Here is a 20,772-nt window from a genome sequence, read left to right on the forward strand (position 1 = left end):
CCCGGATGTCCTCGTGTGCGGAGATTGCGCGACTTCAGGCCCGTAGGCTTAGATAAGGCTGGTGTTTGGGATTCATTCGAGGATCGGACACGCAATCTGCGCTAAATCAGAGACATGACAGACAGGAACTTGCGCGATCGGCCTACAAATCCCGACAGAATTGTCAAAAAAGTATCAGCGAGAGGTCGATGGCGTAGTAGCGATCGCTGATGCCTGCGCGTAAAGTCCCTTCAGATGATGACCTCTGGGAGGAGGCGCCATTGCCGGAGAAATTCCGGCTGAAGCGCAGGGAGGAAGGTTCCATGAATCCAGATTTGGAAGTGGTCGCGATCGGCAGCGGCGAGTCCTTCAAGGCCTGGGAGCATGGTTATCCCTACCGTACGGTCCGCTGGCACTTCCATCCCGAATATGAAATCCACCATGTCGTCGCGACGACGGGACAGTATTTCGTCGGCGATTTCATCGGCGAATTCGAGCCCGACAACCTTGTGCTCACCGGACCGAACCTGCCGCACAATTGGGTGAGCGACGTGCCGCCGGGCACATGCCTGCCGCTGCGCTGCCGGGTGCTTCAATTCAGCGAGTCCTTCCTTGCAGATGCCAGTCGGATTTTTCCCGAACTCTCGGCTTGTGCCGGCATTTTGGAAATGAGCCGTCGGGGTGCGCTGTTCACACCGGAAACGGCGTCGCTCGTCGGCCCGCTGCTTGGGGAGCTGGTCGAAGCCAAGGGAATTCGCCGCATCGAGCTTTTCATGAACGTGCTCGACGCGCTGAGTTCTGCGCAGGGCACGCGCACCCTCGCAAGCGCGCTTTATCATCCGGATCCCTCGGGCTTCATGTCAGCCGGGGTGAACCAGGCGCTGGCCTTTATCAACACGCATCTGACCGAACCTTTCAGCGAAGGTGACCTTGCCGAGTTGACCGGACAAAGCCCAAGTGCGTTCTCCCGCAGCTTCCGTCGGCATACCGGCATGGCGCTCGTTCAATATGTGAACCGGCTGCGGATCAACTTCGCCTGCCATCTGCTGATGAGCGAAACCGCCATGTCGATAACCGACATCTGCTTTGCGGCCGGCTTCAATAATATCTCGAATTTCAATCGCCGTTTTCTGGATCAGAAGGGCATGGCGCCCTCGCGTTTCAGAACATTGCTGGCACAAAATGCAAGAGCGGTGGAGGCCGCCTAAAAAGGGAGGATCGGGGAGGAGAAAACGAACAACCAGGGCAAGGCGAACGGGCACACAAGTGGCCCGAACGGGATTGCTTGTCCGCAAACCAGCCTGAGAAGCGCCGGTCAAGAAGGCGCCTTGGACGGCCGGATCGCACAAAGAGTGTCGAGTTCGCGCGAGCTTGAGACTTCGTTGAAACAGTTACCATTTGGTACGGAGAAATTCCAATGACCCACTTCGCATGGAAATTGGCAGGCGCAGCAGCGCTCGCCCTCGGTCTTCTCAGCGGCACGTCCGCCTTTGCGCAGTCTGCAAAGGTAACCGATGCAACGGTCGCCTTTCTGATGCCCGACCAGAGCTCCACACGCTATGAGGAGCACGACTATCCGGGCTTTGAAGCGGAAATGAAAAAGCTCTGCGCCGGTTGCAAGGTGATTTACCAGAACGCAAACGGCGACGCTTCGCGCCAGCAGCAGCAGTTCAACTCGGCGATCTCGCAAGGCGCCAAGGCGATCGTGCTCGACCCGGTCGATTCCACGGCTGCCGCATCGCTGGTCAAAATGGCGCAGAGCCAGGGCGTCAAGGTGATCGCCTATGACCGGCCGATTCCCTCTGCCGCTGCAGACTATTACGTCTCCTTCAACAATGAGGAAATCGGCAAGATGATCGCCAAATCGCTTGTCGATCATCTGAAGGAAAAGAACGTCCAAGCTGGCGACGGCGGTCTTCTTGAGATCAACGGCTCGCCGACGGATGCTGCCGCGGGCCTCATCAAGAAGGGTATCCATGCCGGTCTCGCCGAAGGCGGCTATCCCATCCTTGCCGAATTCGATACGCCGGAATGGGCTCCGCCGAAGGCGCAGCAGTGGGCGAGCGGACAGATCACCCGTTTCGGCAAGAAGATCATCGGTGTTGTGGCCGCCAATGACGGCACGGGAGGTGCTGCCGTTGCAGCCTTCAAGGCTGCCGGCATCGATCCTGTGCCGCCGGTCACCGGCAACGATGCGACGATCGCTGGCCTGCAGCTCATCATCGCAGGCGATCAGTACAACACCATCTCCAAGCCAAGCGAGATCGTGGCCGCGGCTGCGGCGAATGTCGCCATCCAGCTGCTGTCGGGCGAAACGCCGAAGGCCGATACCACGCTCTTCGACACGCCGACGCAACTCTTCACGCCGGCGCTCGTTACCGCCGAAAATCTGAAGGCCGAGATCATCGACAAAACCGTCAATGGCAAACCGATCCAGACCCCGGAGCAGCTCTGCACGGATCGCTACGCCGAAGGCTGCAAAAAGCTCGGCATCGGCAGCTGACCTGTCCTCCCAGAAGGCCCTTCGACCGCTCTTGCGAGCGGTCGAAGGGCCTGAAATTCATGATGAAAGGCTCGCGACAGATGACTGACGCTTCCAACCAAGCAGCCCCGGCCGGCGAAGTGGTGCTCAGCCTAAAAGGTATCTCGAAACATTTCGGTGCCGTCTCGGCGCTCACCGATATCGATCTTGACGTTCACGCAGGCGAAGTCGTGGCGCTCGTCGGCGACAACGGCGCCGGCAAATCGACGCTCGTGAAGATCCTTGCCGGCGTCCACCAGCCGAGTTCGGGCGAGATCACTTTCCGCGGCAGCAAGGTGACGCTGGCCGACCCGAGTGCGGCGCTCTCCTTGGGGATTGCGACCGTGTTTCAGGATCTTGCGCTTTGCGAGAACCTTGATGTCGTTGCCAACATCTTCCTCGGCCGGGAGCTCAGTCCGCTAAAGCTTGACGAGACCGCGATGGAGGTTCGTGCCTGGACGCTGTTGAACGAGCTTTCGGCCCGCATTCCAAGTGTCCGCATTCCGATCGCATCGCTGTCGGGTGGACAGCGACAGACGGTGGCGATTGCCCGGTCCCTGCTTCTGGAGCCGAAGCTCATCCTGCTCGACGAACCGACGGCCGCCCTTGGCGTTGCCCAGACGGCAGAGGTGCTGAACCTGATCGAGCGGGTGCGCGACCGCGGCCTCGGGGTCGTAATGATCAGCCATAATATGGAGGACGTGCGTGCAGTAGCCGATCGCATCGTCGTCTTGAGGCTCGGGCGGAACAACGGAGTTTTCTATCCCGATGCGTCCAACCAGGAACTCGTCACCGCCATTACCGGGGCGACCGAAAATGCAGTCTCGCGCCGCGCCGGCCGTCGTCAGGCGCAGCAGGATATGATGCAGGAGGGTCAGATATGACCAGCGATGTGAAACAAACGGCAACGCTTCTGGATCGCGGCGATGTTCGCGTCAGCCACGATGCGGGCATTGGCGCGACGATCCGCTCTTCGATCGATAAGGTGCGCTCGGGCGATCTCGGCTCGCTTCCCGTGGTCGTCGGCCTGGTGATCATCTGGACAGTCTTCGGCACCCTCAACCCGACATTTCTTTCAAGCAACAACCTTGCAAACTTGCTTTTCGACGCCTCAACGGTCGGGGTGATTTCGCTTGGAATCGTTTGCGTGCTGATGGTCGGCGAGATCGACCTATCCGTTGGTTCAATCAGTGGCTTTGCTTCCGCCATGGTCGGCATGCTGTGGGTCAATCAGGGTTGGCCCGTAGCGGTTGCGATCATTGCCGCCATCCTTGTCGGCGGATTGATCGGCTCGCTCTATGCTCTGCTTTTCAATCGCCTTGGAATGCCAAGTTTCGTTTCGACGCTTGCCGGCCTGCTGGCGGTGCTCGGAATGCAGCTCTATCTGCTTGGCGCAACAGGCTCGATCAACCTGCCTTACGGCTCGTCTTTGGTGAATTTCGGCCAGCTGCTCGTCATTCCGCGTCCACTCGCATACTTGTTTGCGCTGCTGCCGGGCGTCGTGATGCTGATTTCAGGCTATCGGGCTGCGCAACGCCGCAGACAAGCCAATCTCTCGTCGCGCTCGATCGGTGCTCTCGTCGTGCGTGTCGCTGCAATCACGATCCTTCTCGAATTCGTCGTCTTTTATCTCAATCAGGATCGCGGCATCCCGTGGATGTTCGCGCTCTTCGTCGCGCTTGCGATCGTGATGAACTACGCGCTCACGCGGACTCAATGGGGCCGCTCGATGGCGGCCGTCGGCGGCAATCGCGAGGCGGCACGCCGTGCAGGCATCAATGTCCGGCTCATCTACACCAGCGCCTTCGTTCTCTGCGCCATGTTTGCCGCACTCGGCGGCGTGCTTGCGGCGGCGCGCCTGGCATCGGCAAGCCAGCAGGCCGGCACGGGCGACGTCAACCTGAATGCGATCGCAGCAGCCGTCATCGGCGGAACAAGCCTCTTCGGTGGCCGCGGCAGCGCTTACTCGGCACTTCTCGGCATCATCGTTATCCAGTCGATCGCAAGCGGTCTGACGATGCTCGATCTGTCTTCGGCCCTTCGCTACATGATCACCGGCGCAGTTCTTGCCATCGCAGTCATCGTCGACTCGCTGGCACGCCGGTCGAGAGTCTCGCACGGCCGCGCCTGATACAACTACGAAAGCAAGGATTGATATGGGACAGGAACTTTCTGGAAAGGTCGCAGCGATTACCGGGGCTGCCTCGGGGATCGGTCTTGAATGCGCCAAGTCTTTATTGCGGGAGGGTGCGAGCGTCGCTCTCATCGACAAGGCCGAAGATTCACTGAGGAGCATATGCTCCGAGCTGGGTGCGAACGCTTTCCCGCTGGCCGCCGATCTGACCAATCCTGCCAGCGTCTCAATGATGATGCCGCAGATTTTGGAGCGGTTCGGAAAGCTCGATATCTTTCACGCCAATGCGGGCTCCTACATCGGCGGGCAGGTCGTGGACGGCGATCCGGATGCCTGGGACCGAATGCTGAACTTGAATATCAATGCAGCCTTCCGATCGGTTCAGGCGGTCTTGCCTCATATGGTGGAGAGAAAGACCGGCGACATCATCATGACCAGTTCGATCGCCGGCCTGGTTCCCGTGGTGTGGGAGCCGATCTATACTGCGTCCAAACATGCCGTGCAGGCCTTCGTCCATACGGTCAGGCGCCAGGTCATAAAGCATGGCATTCGCGTCGGCGCGGTCGCACCCGGCCCGGTGGTGACGGCGCTGATCAGCGACTGGCCGCAGGAAAAACTCGATGAGACGATTGCCGCAGGAGGATTGATGGAAGCCAGGGAGGTCGCAGACGCCGTGCTCTTCATGCTGACGCGACCACGCAACGTGACGATCCGCGACCTCGTCATCTTGCCGCACAGCACGGACCTTTGACCATGGCGCAGTTCTTTATCGGCGTCGATGTGGGTACAGGCAGCGCGCGCGCAGGGGTCTTCGACGAGTACGGCATTCTGCGGGCGGCTGCAAAACGCCCCATCACGATCTGGTATGAGGCAGGCAGCATCGTCGAGCAATCGAGCGAGCAGATATGGAAAGCGGTCTGCGACAGCGTCAAGGAAGCTGTCGCAGCGGCGGGAATTCCACCTGCAGCTGTTGCCGGTCTGGGTTTTGATGCCACCTGTTCTCTCGTTTCAGTGACGGCCGACGGCGCCCCGGTCGCCGTTGGTCCCTCCGGCGACCCCAACCGCAATATCATCGTCTGGATGGATCACCGTGCCGCCGGTGAAGCTGCGGAAATCAATCTTGGAGACCATAAGGTCCTGCGTTATGTCGGCGGGCGGATCTCCCCGGAAATGGAAACGCCGAAGCTTCTCTGGCTGAAGCGCAATCTGCCGGCCTCCTTTGCCGCTGCCGGTCACTTCTTCGACCTTGCGGACTATCTGACCTGGCGCGCAACAGGCTCGCTCAGCCGGTCGGTCTGCACGGTCACCTGCAAATGGACCTTTCTTGCCCACGAGAACCGTTGGGATGCACGGTACTTCGAGGCGATCGGGCTCGAAGAATTGGCAGCCGAAGGCTTTTCCAGGATAGGCACGGACATCGTCGATCCCGGCACGGCGCTGGCAAATGGGCTCACCGAACAAGCCGCCGCCGATCTCGGATTGACGGTCGCAACGCCGGTCGGAGCTGCGCTGATCGATGCGCATGCGGGCGGTGTCGGCACGCTTGGCGGGGCCGAGGCAAGCGGCGATTCGGATGTCAGAAACAGGCTTGCCTACATCTTCGGTACATCCGCCTGCTCGATGGCCTCAAGCGACAACCCGGTATTCGTCGATGGCGTCTGGGGACCGTACTTCTCGGCCATGGTGCCAGGGCTCTGGCTGACGGAAGGCGGGCAGTCAGCGGCAGGTGCTGCCATAGACCATCTTGTAACGATGCATCCCGCGTCCGGTGAAGCACAGGCGAACGCTGCCGCCGCGGGCGTGTCTCTTGTTACATGGCTTGACGGGCAAGCCACCGAGATGTGCCCGGACCTTGGGCGCGCCGTCGAGCTTGCCAAGTCTCTTCACGTCGTGCCGGAGTTTCTCGGAAACCGGTCACCGCATGCCGACCCCGACGCGCGGGCAGTCGTCGCCGGCATCGGACTTGATACAGACATTTCCGACCTGATTTCCCTCTACATCGCCGGCCTCTGCGGCATCGGCTACGGCCTCAAGCAGCTCTTGGAAAAACTGGCGCAGGACGGCATTACGCTTGACCTGATCGTTGCCAGCGGTGGCGCGGCGCAAAGCAATCTCGTGCGGCAGCTTCTGGCCGATACGACGAATCTGCCCGTGGCGATCGCCGACACCGAGGAGCCTGTGCTGCTCGGTGCGGCAATGCTCGGGGCCGTCGCTGGCGGACATCATCATTCCCTGCCGGAAGCGATGAAGGCGATGTCGCGTCTCTCCAAAACTTTCCGTCCGACCGGTGGCGCGATTGCGGCTCTGCACAAAAACAGGTACTGGGCTTTCGAACTGCTGCAGTCCGCAGACCGGAATGTCCGTTCGCTCTCATTGACCGGCGATTGATCGCTTCGCTGCTAAAGGCAGAAGGCGAGGTCTATCGGGAGCGGCTCATTGCGATCAGAAAAAACGGGCCGCCGGCGAGAGCTGTCAGCAGACCTGCCGGTATCTGCCACGGAAAAAGGATGGTTCTTCCCGTCCAGTCGGCCGCGATCAATATGAGTGCACCGTAAAAAGCGGATGCGAATATTTCGCCGGCCGGTCTTCGGAACCCCGTCATTCTCGCAAAGTGCGGCGCCATCAGCCCGACGAAACTGAGCGGTCCGATCAGCAGCGTGGCGACGGCTGTCGGGATCGCGATGAGGCAAAGGAGGATGGCGCGAACGGCAACGACACCGAGGCCCAGCGAGCGCGACACGGTTTCGCCAAGCGGCAAGACGGCGAGCCAGCGGATCGTCAAAGGCGCGACGGATAGAAGAAGGATCGCGACAGCGGCTGCTGCTGTCGCCTGAGTTGGAGTTGCCCGGTAGGTGGATCCCGAGAGCCAGGCGAGCAGGAAGTCCGTCCTCGGATCGCCGCTTGCAAGAGCGAGAGCTGCGAGCGCCGAGGCAAGCGTCGTCACAGATGTCCCCGCGAGCAGAAGCTTCTCCGGCGAAAGGCGCTGCCGGCCAGCGACAAACATGACGAGCGCGAGTGTTGCCAAGGCGCCGACGCTTGCGGCCGTTGCCAGTGAAAGCCCATCGATGCTGGACGTGACGACAAAAAGCGCAAGTACGCCGAGGCTTGCCCCACCTGAGACACCGATCACTTCGGGAGCAGCCATGCTGTTTGTGGTCATCCGCTGAAGCAATGTGCCGCAAACGCCAAACATGGCTCCCGCTGCAAGCGCCACGCCGATCCGTGGCAACCGCAATTCGGCCAATTGACCGATCTCTGCTGCCGCGATGGAGCCCCAGCCGTTTGCGCCCTTTCCAAAGAAAAAAGCAAGGCCTGTCGCAACAACAAGTGCCACGGCAAGCAGAAGAAGAGCCGGCATTCCGTGAGGAGTGACGGCAGCGAATGTGCCGTCTCGGCTGTCGAGGGACACGGTCTTCAAACGAAGCAGGAAGAAGAACAGCAAGGGCGCTCCGAGAAGTGCTGTCGCAGCGCCTGCGGGAAATGCCACCTCCCTGAAGTGGAACTGGATCAGTTGATCGACCAGCCAAAGCTGCGAGGCGGCAATCAGTGGTGACCAGACCATGCGCTGCAGCAGCGTCCTTGCGCCGGCTATGCGCGCGAAGGCCGGGGCTGCGAGTGCAATGAAGCTTATGACGCCGGCTGCCGCAACGACGAATGCGCTCATTGCTACTGCGATCGAAAGACCGATCAGCCTGATGGCTGCCGGCCTCATGCCAAGGCTACCGGCACTTTCATCACCCGCTTCCAGCAGCCGCAAGGGCCGCAGGAACATGAATGTAAGGACACTGCAAACAGTAATCTGCGGAAGGAGCGCTCGGATGACGGCGTCGCCGTTCTGGATCAACGATCCGCTCTGCCAGATGAAAAGCTCCTCGGTGTACTCGCGATTGATGGCCATGAGCAGGGCGCTCGCCGAGCCGCAGGTCAAACTGACGACAAGCCCTGAGACAATGACGGCGACTGGCGAAAATTGCCGGCGCTGTGCGAGCAAAAAGACGAGGAACGTCGTCAACGCACCGCCCAGAAGCGCGATGACACCGCGTCCGTTTTCGAGCGCGACGGGGGCGTAAAGCGTTGCGATGGTCAAGGCGAGCCCGGCACCGGCATTCGTGCCGATGGTCGTTGGCTCTGCCAGCGGGTTGCGAAGCAGATGCTGGATCAGGATGCCGGAGAGCCCGAGGCCCAGGCCGGCGAGGATGCTGACCGCGACACGCGGCATGAAGGCATGGCGGAAAAGCAGTTCCTGCGATTTCGCATTGTCGGTATCGACAAGCGCGGACCACCAGGAGGAAGGCGGCAACAGCCGTTCGGCTCCGGCAACGGTCAGGGCCATCGCGGTGATCGCGGGAATGGCGACGAGCAGGATGAGTTTCCAAAAGCCGCTGGGTTCCGCCGATATCGGCTGATCGATTGCCATCATGCCTGCACGACGTTTTCGATCAAGTTGGCGAAACGGGCGGCAGCGGCCAACCCGCCGAAGGGCCAGACCGGCGGAATCGTTGCAACATTTCCAGCTCTGACACAGGGCAGGCTGGTCCAGAGCGAACTCTGCTCAATGCGGATGCGGATATGCGCCGGGATCGGATCGAGCGAAACCAGACGGGCATTACCGATTGCCGTAAGCGCATCGATGCCAACGGTTGAAAATCCCCAGTCCGATGTCCCTCCGGTCCACGCGTTGACCAGCCCGATGCGGTCAAACACGTCTTGAAACAGGCTGCCTCTTCCATAGACCCGCACGTGGCGGTCGTCGAACATGCTGACGATCACGATCGGACCGGCCGGGCGGGTGCGAAGAGCATCCCTGGTATCATTGATCGTGCGCATGGCTTGGCTGACATGCTCCCGCGCTTCCTCCTCCCGTCGGAGAAGAGCGCCGAGTTTTACGGTTTCGGCTGCCGCCTGAGCAAGCGGCGTGCTCTTTCCGTCATAGAACGGAACGCTGAAAATCGGCGCAAAGCGCGCAAACATTGTTTCATCGATCCCGTAGCCATAGGCGCCTGCGATCAGATCGGGACGAAGCGCGCTGATCACTTCGAGGTTCGGTTCACCGCGGGCGCCGAGATCAAATGTCGACAAGGGCAGGGCGGGCGCAGCGACCCAGTCCCGATAGCCTTTGAGATCGGCAACCGCCAATGGCTGCACGCCGAGCGACATGAACATTTCGGCCGATGTCCATTCGAGGCAGACGATGCGTCGCGGCGGGGCTGCGAAGGCCGCCGGTGCGAAAGCCGATGCGGCAAGCCCGCCGAGTAATGTCCGCCGGGTAAACATTACCAACGGTATTTCACCGAGCCGACGATCTTGCGGCCCTCGGCGAAAAAGCATCCGGCCGTTTGCGAAAAGCACGTAGCCACATAGCGCTTGTCGAAGAGATTACTGACGTTCAGCTGGAACTCGTAGTCTTTCCACTGGTAATTTGCGGCAAGGTCGACAAGCGTGACGCTCGGAACCTTGAAGGAATTCGCATCGTCGCCATAGGTCGATCCGATGTAGCGGATGCCTGCCGCTAGGCCGAGACCCTCCAACGTGCCGCGCTGGACCGTGTACTTTGCCCACAACGACGCGCGATGGCGCGGCACGCCGTAGGGCGTGTTGCCGCCGGTTCCTTCGGTATCGTCCATGATCTCGGTATCGAGATAGGCATAAGCGAGCCTGATATCCCAGCCCTCATCGAGGCTTGCGACGCCTTCGAGTTCGATGCCGCGGGAGCGGATTTCTCCGGTCTGCACCGCAGTACTTCCTTGATAGCGAACTGCATTGTCTTTCGTCAGATCAAAGGCCGAAAGCGTCACGAAGCTGTTATAGCCTTCCGGCTGATACTTCACGCCGACCTCGTATTGCCGCCCGGTTTCGGGATCAAAGCTCGGATCGTCAAGCACCGGCATGAACGAGGTCGAATAGCTGGCGTAGGGCGCAAGACCGTTATCGGCCAGATAGACAAGGCCGAGGCGGCCGGTAAAGGCACTATCGGATTTGTCCGTGCGGCTTCCGTCAAACTGCTCGAGCGTTTCCGTTCGCGCCCAGTCGTGACGGAGGCCGCCCGTCAGCACGAATTTGTCGAACTTGACCTGGTCGTTCACGTAAAGGCCGAGCTGATGCTGTGTCGTCTTCGCGTCTGTATAGACATCAAGTGCTGGCAGCGACGAGCCGTAGACCGGATTGAAGACATCTATGGGATCGACATCGGCATAGGTGCCCCAGTCTTTGAAATGCGTATACTGATAATCCAGCCCGAAAAGCATCTTATGCGCAAGCGGACCGGTGTCGAACATTGCCTCCGCCTGATTGTCGATCGCAAAGCTTGCCAGCTGCGATCGGCCTTCGTCGGCATAGCGCATGAGTGTGCGTCCGTCGGCGGCGAGTCCGTTGCCAAAAACGCCTTCCTGTACGTTTTTCAGATAGGAAAAGCGCGCGTTCTGCCGGAAAGCCCACGTCTCGTCGATCTGGTGCTCGAACGCGTAGCCGATCGTCGCAATCGTCAGGTCGTAGCGGTCAAAATCCGGTTCGCCGACAAACCTGTCGCGTGGAATTTCGCCATTCGCGTTCGGCAGGACGGTTCCGGATGCAGGCAGAAACTGGATGCCCCAGCCGGTGAAGTCCTTCTGGTATTTTGCAAAGACCGTCAGGCTCGTTTCGTCGTCCGGCGCCCATTTGACGGAGGGTGCGAGGTAGACGCGATCGTCGTTGACGAAGTCCACGTGTGTGTCGCCCTTGCGGCTAAGACCCGTCAGGCGGTAGCTGAATACGCCGTCTTCGGTGATCGGACCACCAATATCGAATTGTGCTTCGTAGCGGTCGAAGCTGCCGACGCTGAGGCCCACTTCGCCGAACGCTTCGGCAGTCGGGCGTTTGCTGGAGTAATTGATGATGCCACCGGGGCTGTTCTGCCCGTAAAGTACGGAAGCCGGACCGCGCACAAGCTCGATGGCTTCGGCGCCGTAAGTCTCCAGCGACAGGAAGGAGGCGAATTCCGTTCCCTTCGAATGCAGGCCATCGACATAGAAGATTTCGTCGGAGACGTTGAAGCCGCGGATTTGCAGCCCATAGCCGCGAGTATCCGATCCATTATTCTCGCCGGCGACGCCTGCGCTGTAACGCAGGGCCGCATTCAGAGTTTCGGCACCTTGCGCGTCGATCTGGTCCGCCGTGATCACCGACACGGACTGCGGCGTTTCGATCAGCGGGGTATCGCTCTTGCCGGCTGCGCGCCCGGCTTTGGCAACGTAACCTTCCTCTTCGAATATGCCGCTGCTGTGTGCACCGCCATCCCCTTGGATGACGACAGGCTGCAGCACCGTCGCTGCCTGATCCTGCGCAAGCGCTGGTAGAAAAAAGCCTGCGCTGCATGAAAGTGAAAGAATGGTGCGGCCAAGCGCGGAACGAAAGGACATCGCTGCTCCCCAGGCAAAATTCGATATCGAAATGAAATGCTGGTGGCTGGGGCGCAGGGCCGTGGCTTCCGTGCCCGACACCTATTAAAGTTGCCAATAACTGTCAACTTTCAGGCGGGAAGTTTCCGCCTTCGAACTTGCAATCCAGGGATTATTGGGCCACCGCCACAAGCCGACCGGATCGTTGCTGCATCACATCCATCCGGACATTGTAGATCTTATCGAGTTCGGCAGGTCTCATGATTTCCGCCGGTGACCCCCGTGAGATCAAGCGCCCGGAATGCAGCGCGACGATTTCGTCGCAGAATCTCGCCGCCATGTTGACGTCGTGAAGCACGGCGATGACGCTGAGGCCCTTCTCGCGCGAAAGTGTCTGGGTGAGCGCCAGCACTTCGAGTTGATGGCCGATGTCGAGTGCCGAGATGGGTTCGTCAAGCAGTAGGCAATCGGCATCTTGGGCTACAAGCATGGCCAGCCAAACGCGTTGGCGTTCTCCGCCCGACAGCGTATCGACAAGCCTGCGGGCCAATGAGGCGGTGCCTGTCAGTTCAAGCGCCTCGGAAACCTTGGTGCGATCCGCTTCTGCGAAGCGGCCGAGCGCACCATGCCAGGGGTAGCGGCCGAGCGCGACAAGCTCCTTGACAAGCATCCCCGGCGCTGCCGGCGTCTGCTGCGGCAGGTAGCCGAGGCGGCGGGCAAAGGCGCGGCCCGGCCATTCGCCAAGCGCCTTGCCTTCGAAGCGTATCGTGCCGGAAGAAGGCTGTTGCTGGCGGGCGAGAAGCTTCAGCAGCGTCGATTTTCCGGAACCGTTATGGCCGATCAGCCCGACCGTTTTGCCGGCTTCAAAATCCAGCGTCAGCGGGTGCAGCAGGGTACGGCCCTCGATGACGAAGCTGACGCCTTGAAGAGAGAGCATGGAAGCGGTGCCCGCGTCGGAACCTTTCGCCTTAGCGGCAGTTGCCGGTTTCTTATCAACATGCAATGTCATGCACAGCGCCCTATTGGCTCTCGTCAAAAAATATGAGAATGCGGATCATGTTTCGCATCAATGCGCGCTTATCGTCAATGCCGCCGTTTAAGCTTACTCCCTTTAAAGGTCGAAATGCTCCGCCGCTTCTTTTCCTATTACAGGCCCTATCGCGGCCTCTTCGTGCTGGATTTCAGCTGCGCGATCATCTCCGGCCTGCTCGAGCTCGGCTTTCCGATGGCTGTGAAGCTGTTCGTCGATCGGCTTCTGATCGGCCAGGACTGGCTGCTCATTTTATTGGCATCTGCCGGTCTTCTGGTGGTTTATGCGATCAACACCGGCCTGATGGCGATCGTCACCTATTGGGGCCACATGCTCGGCATCAACATCGAGACCGACATGCGCCGAGCGGCCTTCGACCATCTTCAGAAGCTTTCCTTCAGCTATTACGACAATCAGAAGACCGGACATCTGGTCGGCCGTCTAACGAAGGATCTCGAAGAGATCGGCGAGGTGGCCCATCACGGTCCCGAGGATCTTTTCATTGCGGTGATGACTTTTGCAGGCGCACTCATCTTGATGCTGACTGTCAATTGGCAGCTCGCGCTCATCACCGCCATCATCGTGCCGCTGACGGCGTGGGTGACCAGCCGTTACGGAACCCGGATGACGAGGAATTCGCGGGCGCTCTTCGGGCGCGTCGGCGATTTCAATGCCCGGATCGAAGAGAGCGTCGGCGGCGTCAGGGTCGTGCAGGCCTTCGGCAACGAGGACCATGAACGGGCTCTCTTCGAAAATGACAATCAAAGCTACCGGAAGACGAAACTCCAAGCCTACCGCATCATGGCTGCCAGCACGTCGCTGAGTTACATGAGCATGCGGCTGACGCAGATGATCGTGATGATCGCCGGCAGCTATTTCGTTCTGGCGGGCGAGCTGACGGCCGGTGGCTTCATTGGTTTCCTGCTTCTCGTCGGCGTCTTCTTCCGGCCCGTCGAGAAGATCAACTCGGTGATCGAGACCTACCCGAAAGGCATTGCCGGTTTCCGGCGGTTTACCGAACTGATCGACACAGAACCCGATATCGAGGATGCGCCCGACGCGATCGAAGTCGATCATTTGAGGGGCGAAATCGCCTATCGCGACGTGTCTTTCGCCTATAGCAGCGGAAAGCCGGCGCTTAAGCATGTCAATCTGACGATCAGGGCAGGCGAGACGGTTGCGTTCGTCGGCCCCTCTGGCGCGGGAAAGACGACGATATGCTCGCTGCTGCCACGCTTTTATGAAGTCGGCGACGGCGCCATCTCGGTGGACGGCATCGACATCCGCCATATGAAGCTCGCCTCGCTCAGACGTCAGATCGGTGTCGTGCAGCAGGATGTCTTTCTGTTCGCAGGAACGATTCGCGAAAACATCGCCTATGGGAGGCTGGACGCCGGCGAAGCCGATATTGTCGAGGCCGCTATGCGCGCCAAGCTTGACGGCATGATTGCGTCGCTGCCAGACGGGCTGGATACGATGATCGGCGAACGCGGCGTCAAATTGTCGGGTGGCCAGAAACAGCGCCTGGCAATTGCCCGCATGTTCCTGAAGAACCCGCCGATCCTCATCCTCGACGAGGCGACGTCGGCGCTCGACACAGAGACCGAACGTCAGATACAACAATCGCTGGCCAAGCTTGCCGAAGGCAGGACGACGCTGATTATCGCGCACCGGCTGGCAACAATACGCGACGCGGACCGGATCGTTGTCGTCGACGGCTCACGTGTCGTGGAAGAGGGTTCGCATGCCGAGTTGCTAAAGCGGCGCGGCCATTACAGGCGCCTATACGATGCCCAACTTGCCACCAGTTCTTAACCACGGCCATGAGGCGGTTGCCGTCTCGACAGTCGTGGCGAAGCGAATTATCTATAAAAAATGACCGATCACAGTGACGAGACAATTGCCGCGCGGATAAGCCGCGTACTTGCTGACCGGATCGTGACAGGACAGCTCGCACCCGGCTCCAAACTCAAGCAGGATCATATCGCCGAGGAATTCGGCTCCAGCCATGTACCGGTGCGCGAGGCACTTCGGCGGCTGGAGGCGCAGGGGCTTGCGATCAGCGAGCCGAGGCGAGGCGTCCGCGTTGCGTCATTCGATCTTGCAGAAGTGCAGGAAGTAGCGCGCATGCGCGCTGCGCTCGAAGTTCTGGCGCTTCGCCATGCTGCTCCCCACCTGACGCCGTCCATCCTCGATCATGCCGAACGCGCCACCCTTGAAGGCGACCAGGCCGTTGATGTTCGCGGCTGGGAAGCGGCAAACAGGCGCTTTCACCGGCTGGTGCTTTCGCCTTGCGGGATGCCGCGCCTCTTGGCGGCAATCGATGATCTGCACGCTGCGAGCGCGCGGTTTCTTTTTTCAACGTGGAACTCGGGCTGGATGACACCCAAGGACCGCGATCATCGAGCGATCCTCGGTTTTCTTCGCGAAGGAGAAACCGAACACGCGGCCACTGTCCTGGAGCGGCATGTCCAATGGATCGGCCGGCGGCCGGCAAGAAGCGGCGCTGCTCCCGACGCCGAGCGTTTCGCGATCGTCGGCTGAGCAGGCCGTTTACCCATCGCTGCAATCTGTCGCTAGCGGAAAATTCACCTCTGCCCTTGCCTTATGTTGCGCTGCATTATTATAGATAAAGCTGGAAGATATCTATATGGCAACGCATCCAAAAGGGAGGACCTCGTTCGATGCAGGCTGAAACGGCTGATTTGAATGGTGCATACGAGATTGCGGAGCCTCTCGCCCCTCGGCATCGGGCTGATGAAGCAGAAATTATCTATAATTTGCCATTCAACGATCTTCTTTTTCGTGCTCACGGCGTTCATCGCGAAAACTTTGATCCGAACGCTGTCCAGATGAGCCGTCTGCTGTCCATCAAGACCGGCGGCTGCGCCGAGGACTGCGGCTATTGCAGCCAGTCAGCCCATTATCCGACCGGGCTCAAGGCCTCGAAGCTGATGGAGGTCGAGCGTGTCCTTGCTGAAGCGCGCAGGGCAAAGGAGGGCGGCGCGACCCGCTATTGCATGGGCGCGGCATGGCGCAGCCCGAAGGATCGCGACATGGATGCGATCGCTGCCATGGTTAAGGGCGTCAAGGCGCTGGGCATGGAAACCTGCATGACGCTCGGCATGCTGACGCCGGCACAGAGCGCTGCGCTCGCGCAAGCGGGGCTTGACTATTACAACCACAATATCGACACCTCCGAACGCTTCTACGGCGAGATTATAACCACGCGGACATTTGCCGACCGTTTGGAGACACTGTCGAATGTTCGTGACGCCGGCATCAAGGTCTGTGCGGGCGGCATCCTCGGGATGGGAGAGACGGCCGCCGACCGCATCGCGATGCTGGTGACGCTTGCCAATCTGGCCGTGCCTCCCGAGAGCGTGCCGATCAACATGCTGATCCCGATCCCGGGTTCGAAGCTTGCCGACGCCGAACCCGTCGATCCGATCGAGTTCGTGCGAACGATCGCTCTGGCCCGCATTTTGATGCCGACCTCGCACCTGCGGCTTTCGGCGGGACGCTCCGATATGAGCGATGAGATGCAAGCCCTCTGTTTCTTCGCCGGTGCCAATTCCATCTTCGTCGGCGATACCCTTTTGACAGCCGACAATCCAGGCGAGGACGATGACAGCGCACTGTTTCGCCGCCTCGGTCTGAAGCCGATGGAACTGGACGGCGGGGAGACGGCCCCATGAGCTTTGCGGGCCTTGCCCGCTACGAGCGGACACTGGCCGGCCTTGAACGGAAGGGCCGCGCCCGGGCGCTGATCGGCCAGAGCGGCATCGATTTTACGTCGAACGACTATCTGGGGCTTGCTCAATCGGAGCGCCTTAAGAACGCGATTGCCGAAGCGATCGGGCGCGGCGTTGCGGTCGGGGCAGGGGGATCGAGGCTGCTGCGGGGCAATCATCCCGAGCACGAAGCGCTCGAGGAGCAGGCAGCCGCATATTTCGGAACCGAAAGGGTCGTCTATTTCGGCAGCGGCTACGCGGCCAACGTCGCTGTCTTCTCGACCCTTCCGCAGCGCGAGGACATCATCATCCACGATGCCCTGGTCCATGCAAGCGCGCATGAGGGGATCGCGGCGAGCAAGGCACGGGCGATGTCGGTCGCTCACAACGATGTTGCCGCCTTCGATGAGGCGATCAGGAGATGGCGCCGCTCAGGCGGCACTGGCAGGGCGTGGATTGCCGTCGAGAGCCTCTATTCCATGGACGGCGATCGCGCACCGCTTGCTCAACTTGCAAGCATTGCGAATGCGCATGACGCCTTCCTGGTCGTGGACGAAGCGCATGCAACCGGTGTCTTCGGGCCGGGGGGACGCGGTTTTTCGGCAGGTCTGGAAGCGCAAGACAACCTCATCGTCCTTCACACCTGCGGCAAGGCGCTCGGTGTTGCCGGAGCGCTGCTTTCTGCAAGCGCTGTCATTTGCGACTACCTCGTCAACCGCGCCCGCGGTTTCATCTATGCGACGGCGCCTTCGCCGTTGATGGCGGCTGCTGTTGGCGAAGCGTTGCGCGTTCTCGAGGACGAGCCGCAGCGGCGCGCCGAGCTCGACAAGCTGCGGGCTTTTGCAAACTCCGCACTTGCGGCTGCGACCGGTGCCAAAGGCAGCGGTTCCCAGATCCTGCCGGTGATGATCGGCGACAATGCGCGCGCCGTCGCAATTGCCGCGCATATGCGCGACCAAGGATTCGACATCAGGGCAATCCGCCCGCCGACCGTGCCGGAGGGGACAGCGCGGCTGAGAATCGCAATCACGCTTAACGTGGATTCCAGCATGATTTCCAGCATGTTCGAGCAGCTTGCAGCCGTCCTGGCGGAGGAGGATCGGTCATGACGCAGGCTTGCGTCGTCACCGGGACGGATACCGGCATCGGCAAGACGTGGTTCGCCGCTGCCCTGACGCAGGCACTGGATGGCTATTACTGGAAGCCGGTGCAGGCGGGTCTTGAGGAAGAGACAGACAGCCAAGCTGTCGCACGGCTGGGCGGCATTTCTCCGGCACGGATCATCCCGGAGGCTTACAGGCTGAAGACACCAGCATCTCCGCATCTCTCCGCCAGGCTCGATCGCGTGTCGGTCGAGCCCGAGCGACTGAGCCTTCCTGAAACCGACCACCCTCTGGTCGTGGAAGGGGCCGGCGGCCTTTTGGTGCCGCTTACGGACCGGCTGTTGTTCGCGGATGTTTTTGCCCATTGGCAGGTCCCTGTCATTTTGTGCGCGAGGACCACGCTTGGAACGATCAATCATACGCTGCTGTCGCTAGAGGCGCTGAAGCACCGTGCCATGCCGATCCTCGGTGTTGCTTTCATCGGTGACGAGAACGCCGAAACGCAGCGGGTCATCGCCGAGATCGGAGGCATTCGGTCGCTTGGCCGCCTGCCGTGGTTGTCTGGTCCAACGCCCAAGACACTGCAGAAGGCTTTCGCCGAAAACATCGATATTGGACGCATCAAGGCAGCCCTGGCATGACGCATTCTCGTGTATGGCATCCCTTCACCCAGCACGCGCTCGAACCGCGCATGAAGCCGATCGTTGAGACGGCAGGCGCCTACCTTATCGATGAGGACGGCAATCATGTTCTTGACGCGATCTCATCATGGTGGGTGATCACCCACGGCCATCGGCACCCTGCCATCATGAGCGCAATTGGCGCCGCCGCTGGACGCTATGACCAGCTCATCTTCGCCGAATATACGCATGCGCCGGCCGAAGAGCTGGCTGAAGGGCTGATCGCCGTTGCACCGCCCGGACTGGCCCATGTCTTTTATTCCGACAGCGGATCGACCGCCGTCGAGGTCGCACTGAAGATGGCGCTCGGTTTTTTCCATAACAAAGGCGAGCGGCGCAATCGCATCGTCGTCATGGAACATGCCTATCACGGCGATACGATCGGCACGATGTCGGCCGGTGAGCGCGGCGTGTTCAATGCTGCCTACGAACCGCTGCTCTTTGCCGTCGACCGGCTGCCTTTCCCAGAGGCCGGCCGCGAGCAAGAAACTCTCGATGCCTTCGAAAGCTACTGCCGGTCAGGCGAAGTCGCAGCTCTTCTCATCGAGCCGCTCGTCCTCGGGGCGGGCGGCATGAAGATCTATGCGCCGTGGCTTCTTGCGAGCCTCAAGGAGGTTGCCGAGCGTTGCGGGACGCTTCTCATTGCCGATGAAGTGATGACCGGTTGGGGGCGCACCGGAACGCTTTTTGGCTGTGAGCAGGCAGCGATCACCCCGGACATCCTCTGTACGTCGAAAGGCCTGACGGGAGGTGCTCTACCGCTGGCGGCAACGTTGTGCACGGCGGAAATCTTCGACGCGCACCTTTCCACTGACCGCCGCAGAACCTTCTTTCATTCGAGTTCCTACACAGCCAATCCGATCGCCTGCGCAGCAGCGGTTGCCAATCTTTCCGTCTGGCGGGATGAGCCGGTGCAGGCACGGCTTAAGGCTCTCGCGGACGTGCATCGGGCGCATCTGACCCGCTTTTCGAACGACGTGCGTTTCCGCAATGTTCGGCAAATCGGAACGATCGCGGCTCTTGATCTCGATGTCGTGGCGGGCGGATACTTGGCAGAGGTCGGGCCGAGGCTGCGCGCTTTCTTCCGCGAGCGTCACCTGCTCATCCGGCCGCTCGGCAACGTCATCTACCTGATGCCGCCCTATTGCATCACGGCCAAGGAGCTCGAATGCGCCTATGAAGCGATCGAAGAAGCCGCCTTTCACTTCAGGGTGTCGGCATGACCGCGGCGAGGGCTTCGCGGCTGGCGGGCTTCGGGCACAGCGTGCCGGCGCGACGGGTCGAAAACGGCGAGATTGAGAGGGCGCTTGGGCTGGAACCCGGCTGGATCGAACGCCGTACAGGCATTCGTGCCAGGCACTGGGCGCAAGAGGGCGACACCTTGAGCGGGCTTGCGGCCCGCGCCGGGGCCATGGCCCTTAGCGATGCCGGCGTCGACCGGGCCGAAATCGCCTTGACGCTGCTTGCAACCTCGACCCCTGACCAATTGCTGCCGCCGTCAGCGCCCCTGCTTGCCCATCGCCTCGGTCTTGCAAATTCCGGAGCGATCGATCTTGCAGGCGCCTGCTCGGGCTTTCTTTATGCGCTGACACTTGCCGACGGCTTTGTTCGAAGCCAAGCAAGACCGGTACTCGTCGTTGCCGCAAACATCTTAAGCCGGCGGATCAACCCGGCCGAGCGCGCGAGCTCGGTTCTGTTTGCCGACGCAGCTGGTGCGGTCGTGCTTTCGCCATCGGTCGAGCCCGGCACCGGTCTCCTCGGCGTCGATCTTACGTCCGATGGAAGCGGTTACGACCTGATCTCGATCGCTGCCGGCGGCAGCAACCGCCCGTTTGCGCCGGGGATGAGGGCCGAGGACTTTCTCATGACGATGCGCGACGGACGTGAGGTGTTTTCGCGTGCTGTCGAGATGATGACGGCTTCTTCGCTGCGGGCGCTCGAGCGCGCGGGCATGGTCACGTCGAATGTCAGCCGGTTCGTGCCGCACCAGGCCAATACGCGAATCTTCAGCGCCGTGGGCGAGAAACTGGGTATTTCGGACGTCAAAACCGTCAGCACAATTGCCGACTACGGCAATTCATCTGCCGCGACCATTGCCCTGTCGCTGTCGATTGCCAAGGAGAAACGGCCGTTTGCCTCGGGCGAGGCGGTGCTTCTAACGGCTGCGGGTGCCGGATTGACCGGTGGTGCCTTGGTTTTGGGATTTTGAGAGGTTTGC

Annotated in this window: 17 protein-coding genes; 13 read left to right on the plus strand and 4 right to left on the minus strand. The window is 60.6% G+C overall.

Annotated features, from left to right (window positions below; all coding sequences use genetic code 11):
* The first annotated feature begins 302 nt into the window (after window positions 1–302).
* From ISN39_RS25485 to ISN39_RS25510, 6 genes are all read left to right on the plus strand, one after another.
* On the plus strand, window positions 303–1,187 hold the full coding sequence (locus tag ISN39_RS25485) for an AraC family transcriptional regulator (protein WP_194730951.1): 885 nt from the start codon (window positions 303–305) through the stop codon (window positions 1,185–1,187).
* Window positions 1,188–1,396: 209 nt separating this feature from the next.
* Window positions 1,397–2,482 (plus strand): sugar ABC transporter substrate-binding protein, encoded by a 1,086-nt coding sequence (locus tag ISN39_RS25490; RefSeq protein ID WP_194730952.1) that lies wholly within the window; start codon window positions 1,397–1,399, stop codon window positions 2,480–2,482.
* Window positions 2,483–2,562: 80 nt separating this feature from the next.
* The gene (locus tag ISN39_RS25495; protein ID WP_194730953.1) at window positions 2,563–3,384 is read left to right on the plus strand and encodes an ATP-binding cassette domain-containing protein; all 822 of its coding nucleotides are present in this window, start codon (window positions 2,563–2,565) and stop codon (window positions 3,382–3,384) included.
* A complete protein-coding gene (locus tag ISN39_RS25500) occupies window positions 3,381–4,631 on the plus strand; it encodes a sugar ABC transporter permease (RefSeq protein ID WP_194730954.1) in 1,251 nt (416 codons plus the stop codon). Before ISN39_RS25495 ends, ISN39_RS25500 begins: the two co-directional genes overlap by 4 nt.
* Before the next feature lie 25 nt (window positions 4,632–4,656).
* Window positions 4,657–5,385, plus strand: a complete 729-nt coding sequence (locus ISN39_RS25505) for an SDR family oxidoreductase (RefSeq protein WP_194730955.1) — start codon at window positions 4,657–4,659, stop codon at window positions 5,383–5,385.
* A 2-nt stretch (window positions 5,386–5,387) separates the two neighbouring features.
* The gene (locus ISN39_RS25510) at window positions 5,388–7,022 is read left to right on the plus strand and encodes an FGGY-family carbohydrate kinase (protein WP_194730956.1); all 1,635 of its coding nucleotides are present in this window, start codon (window positions 5,388–5,390) and stop codon (window positions 7,020–7,022) included.
* A 31-nt stretch (window positions 7,023–7,053) separates the two neighbouring features.
* On the opposite strand, the gene fhuB is transcribed toward ISN39_RS25510, so the two are convergent.
* The 4 genes from fhuB to ISN39_RS25530 all read right to left on the minus strand — a co-directional run bounded on the left by fhuB (window position 7,054) and on the right by ISN39_RS25530 (window position 12,944).
* Window positions 7,054–9,054 (minus strand): Fe(3+)-hydroxamate ABC transporter permease FhuB, encoded by a 2,001-nt coding sequence (fhuB, locus tag ISN39_RS25515; protein WP_194730957.1) that lies wholly within the window; start codon window positions 9,052–9,054, stop codon window positions 7,054–7,056.
* On the minus strand, window positions 9,051–9,908 hold the full coding sequence (locus ISN39_RS25520) for an ABC transporter substrate-binding protein (RefSeq protein WP_194731920.1): 858 nt from the start codon (window positions 9,906–9,908) through the stop codon (window positions 9,051–9,053). Before ISN39_RS25520 ends, fhuB begins: the two co-directional genes overlap by 4 nt.
* On the minus strand, window positions 9,908–12,028 hold the full coding sequence (locus ISN39_RS25525) for a TonB-dependent siderophore receptor (protein ID WP_194730958.1): 2,121 nt from the start codon (window positions 12,026–12,028) through the stop codon (window positions 9,908–9,910). Before ISN39_RS25525 ends, ISN39_RS25520 begins: the two co-directional genes overlap by 1 nt.
* A gap of 151 nt (window positions 12,029–12,179) precedes the next feature.
* Window positions 12,180–12,944 carry an ATP-binding cassette domain-containing protein gene (locus ISN39_RS25530; protein WP_194731921.1) on the minus strand — a complete coding sequence of 255 codons (765 nt, stop codon included), beginning with the start codon at window positions 12,942–12,944 and terminating at the stop codon, window positions 12,180–12,182.
* 186 nt (window positions 12,945–13,130) lie between these two features.
* On the opposite strand from ISN39_RS25530, the gene ISN39_RS25535 reads away from it, so the two are divergent.
* The 7 genes from ISN39_RS25535 to ISN39_RS25565 all read left to right on the plus strand — a co-directional run bounded on the left by ISN39_RS25535 (window position 13,131) and on the right by ISN39_RS25565 (window position 20,763).
* The gene (locus tag ISN39_RS25535; protein ID WP_194730959.1) at window positions 13,131–14,852 is read left to right on the plus strand and encodes an ABC transporter ATP-binding protein; all 1,722 of its coding nucleotides are present in this window, start codon (window positions 13,131–13,133) and stop codon (window positions 14,850–14,852) included.
* 60 nt (window positions 14,853–14,912) lie between these two features.
* Window positions 14,913–15,581, plus strand: a complete 669-nt coding sequence (locus ISN39_RS25540) for a GntR family transcriptional regulator (RefSeq protein ID WP_194730960.1) — start codon at window positions 14,913–14,915, stop codon at window positions 15,579–15,581.
* 161 nt (window positions 15,582–15,742) lie between these two features.
* A complete protein-coding gene (bioB, locus tag ISN39_RS25545) occupies window positions 15,743–16,735 on the plus strand; it encodes a biotin synthase BioB (RefSeq protein WP_239603570.1) in 993 nt (330 codons plus the stop codon).
* A complete protein-coding gene (locus ISN39_RS25550) occupies window positions 16,732–17,880 on the plus strand; it encodes an 8-amino-7-oxononanoate synthase (protein WP_194730962.1) in 1,149 nt (382 codons plus the stop codon). The genes bioB and ISN39_RS25550 overlap by 4 nt, the downstream gene beginning before the upstream one ends.
* Window positions 17,877–18,515, plus strand: a complete 639-nt coding sequence (gene bioD, locus ISN39_RS25555) for a dethiobiotin synthase (protein ID WP_194730963.1) — start codon at window positions 17,877–17,879, stop codon at window positions 18,513–18,515. Before ISN39_RS25550 ends, bioD begins: the two co-directional genes overlap by 4 nt.
* Window positions 18,512–19,777, plus strand: coding sequence for an adenosylmethionine--8-amino-7-oxononanoate transaminase (locus tag ISN39_RS25560; protein WP_194730964.1), 1,266 nt, complete (start codon window positions 18,512–18,514; stop codon window positions 19,775–19,777). Before bioD ends, ISN39_RS25560 begins: the two co-directional genes overlap by 4 nt.
* Window positions 19,774–20,763 (plus strand): beta-ketoacyl-ACP synthase III, encoded by a 990-nt coding sequence (locus ISN39_RS25565; RefSeq protein ID WP_194730965.1) that lies wholly within the window; start codon window positions 19,774–19,776, stop codon window positions 20,761–20,763. The genes ISN39_RS25560 and ISN39_RS25565 overlap by 4 nt, the downstream gene beginning before the upstream one ends.
* Window positions 20,764–20,772: the final 9 nt, after the last annotated feature.

It is taken from the genome of Rhizobium sp. 007, assembly GCF_015353075.1.
In the GTDB taxonomy this organism is placed as follows: Bacteria; Pseudomonadota; Alphaproteobacteria; order Rhizobiales; family Rhizobiaceae; genus Rhizobium.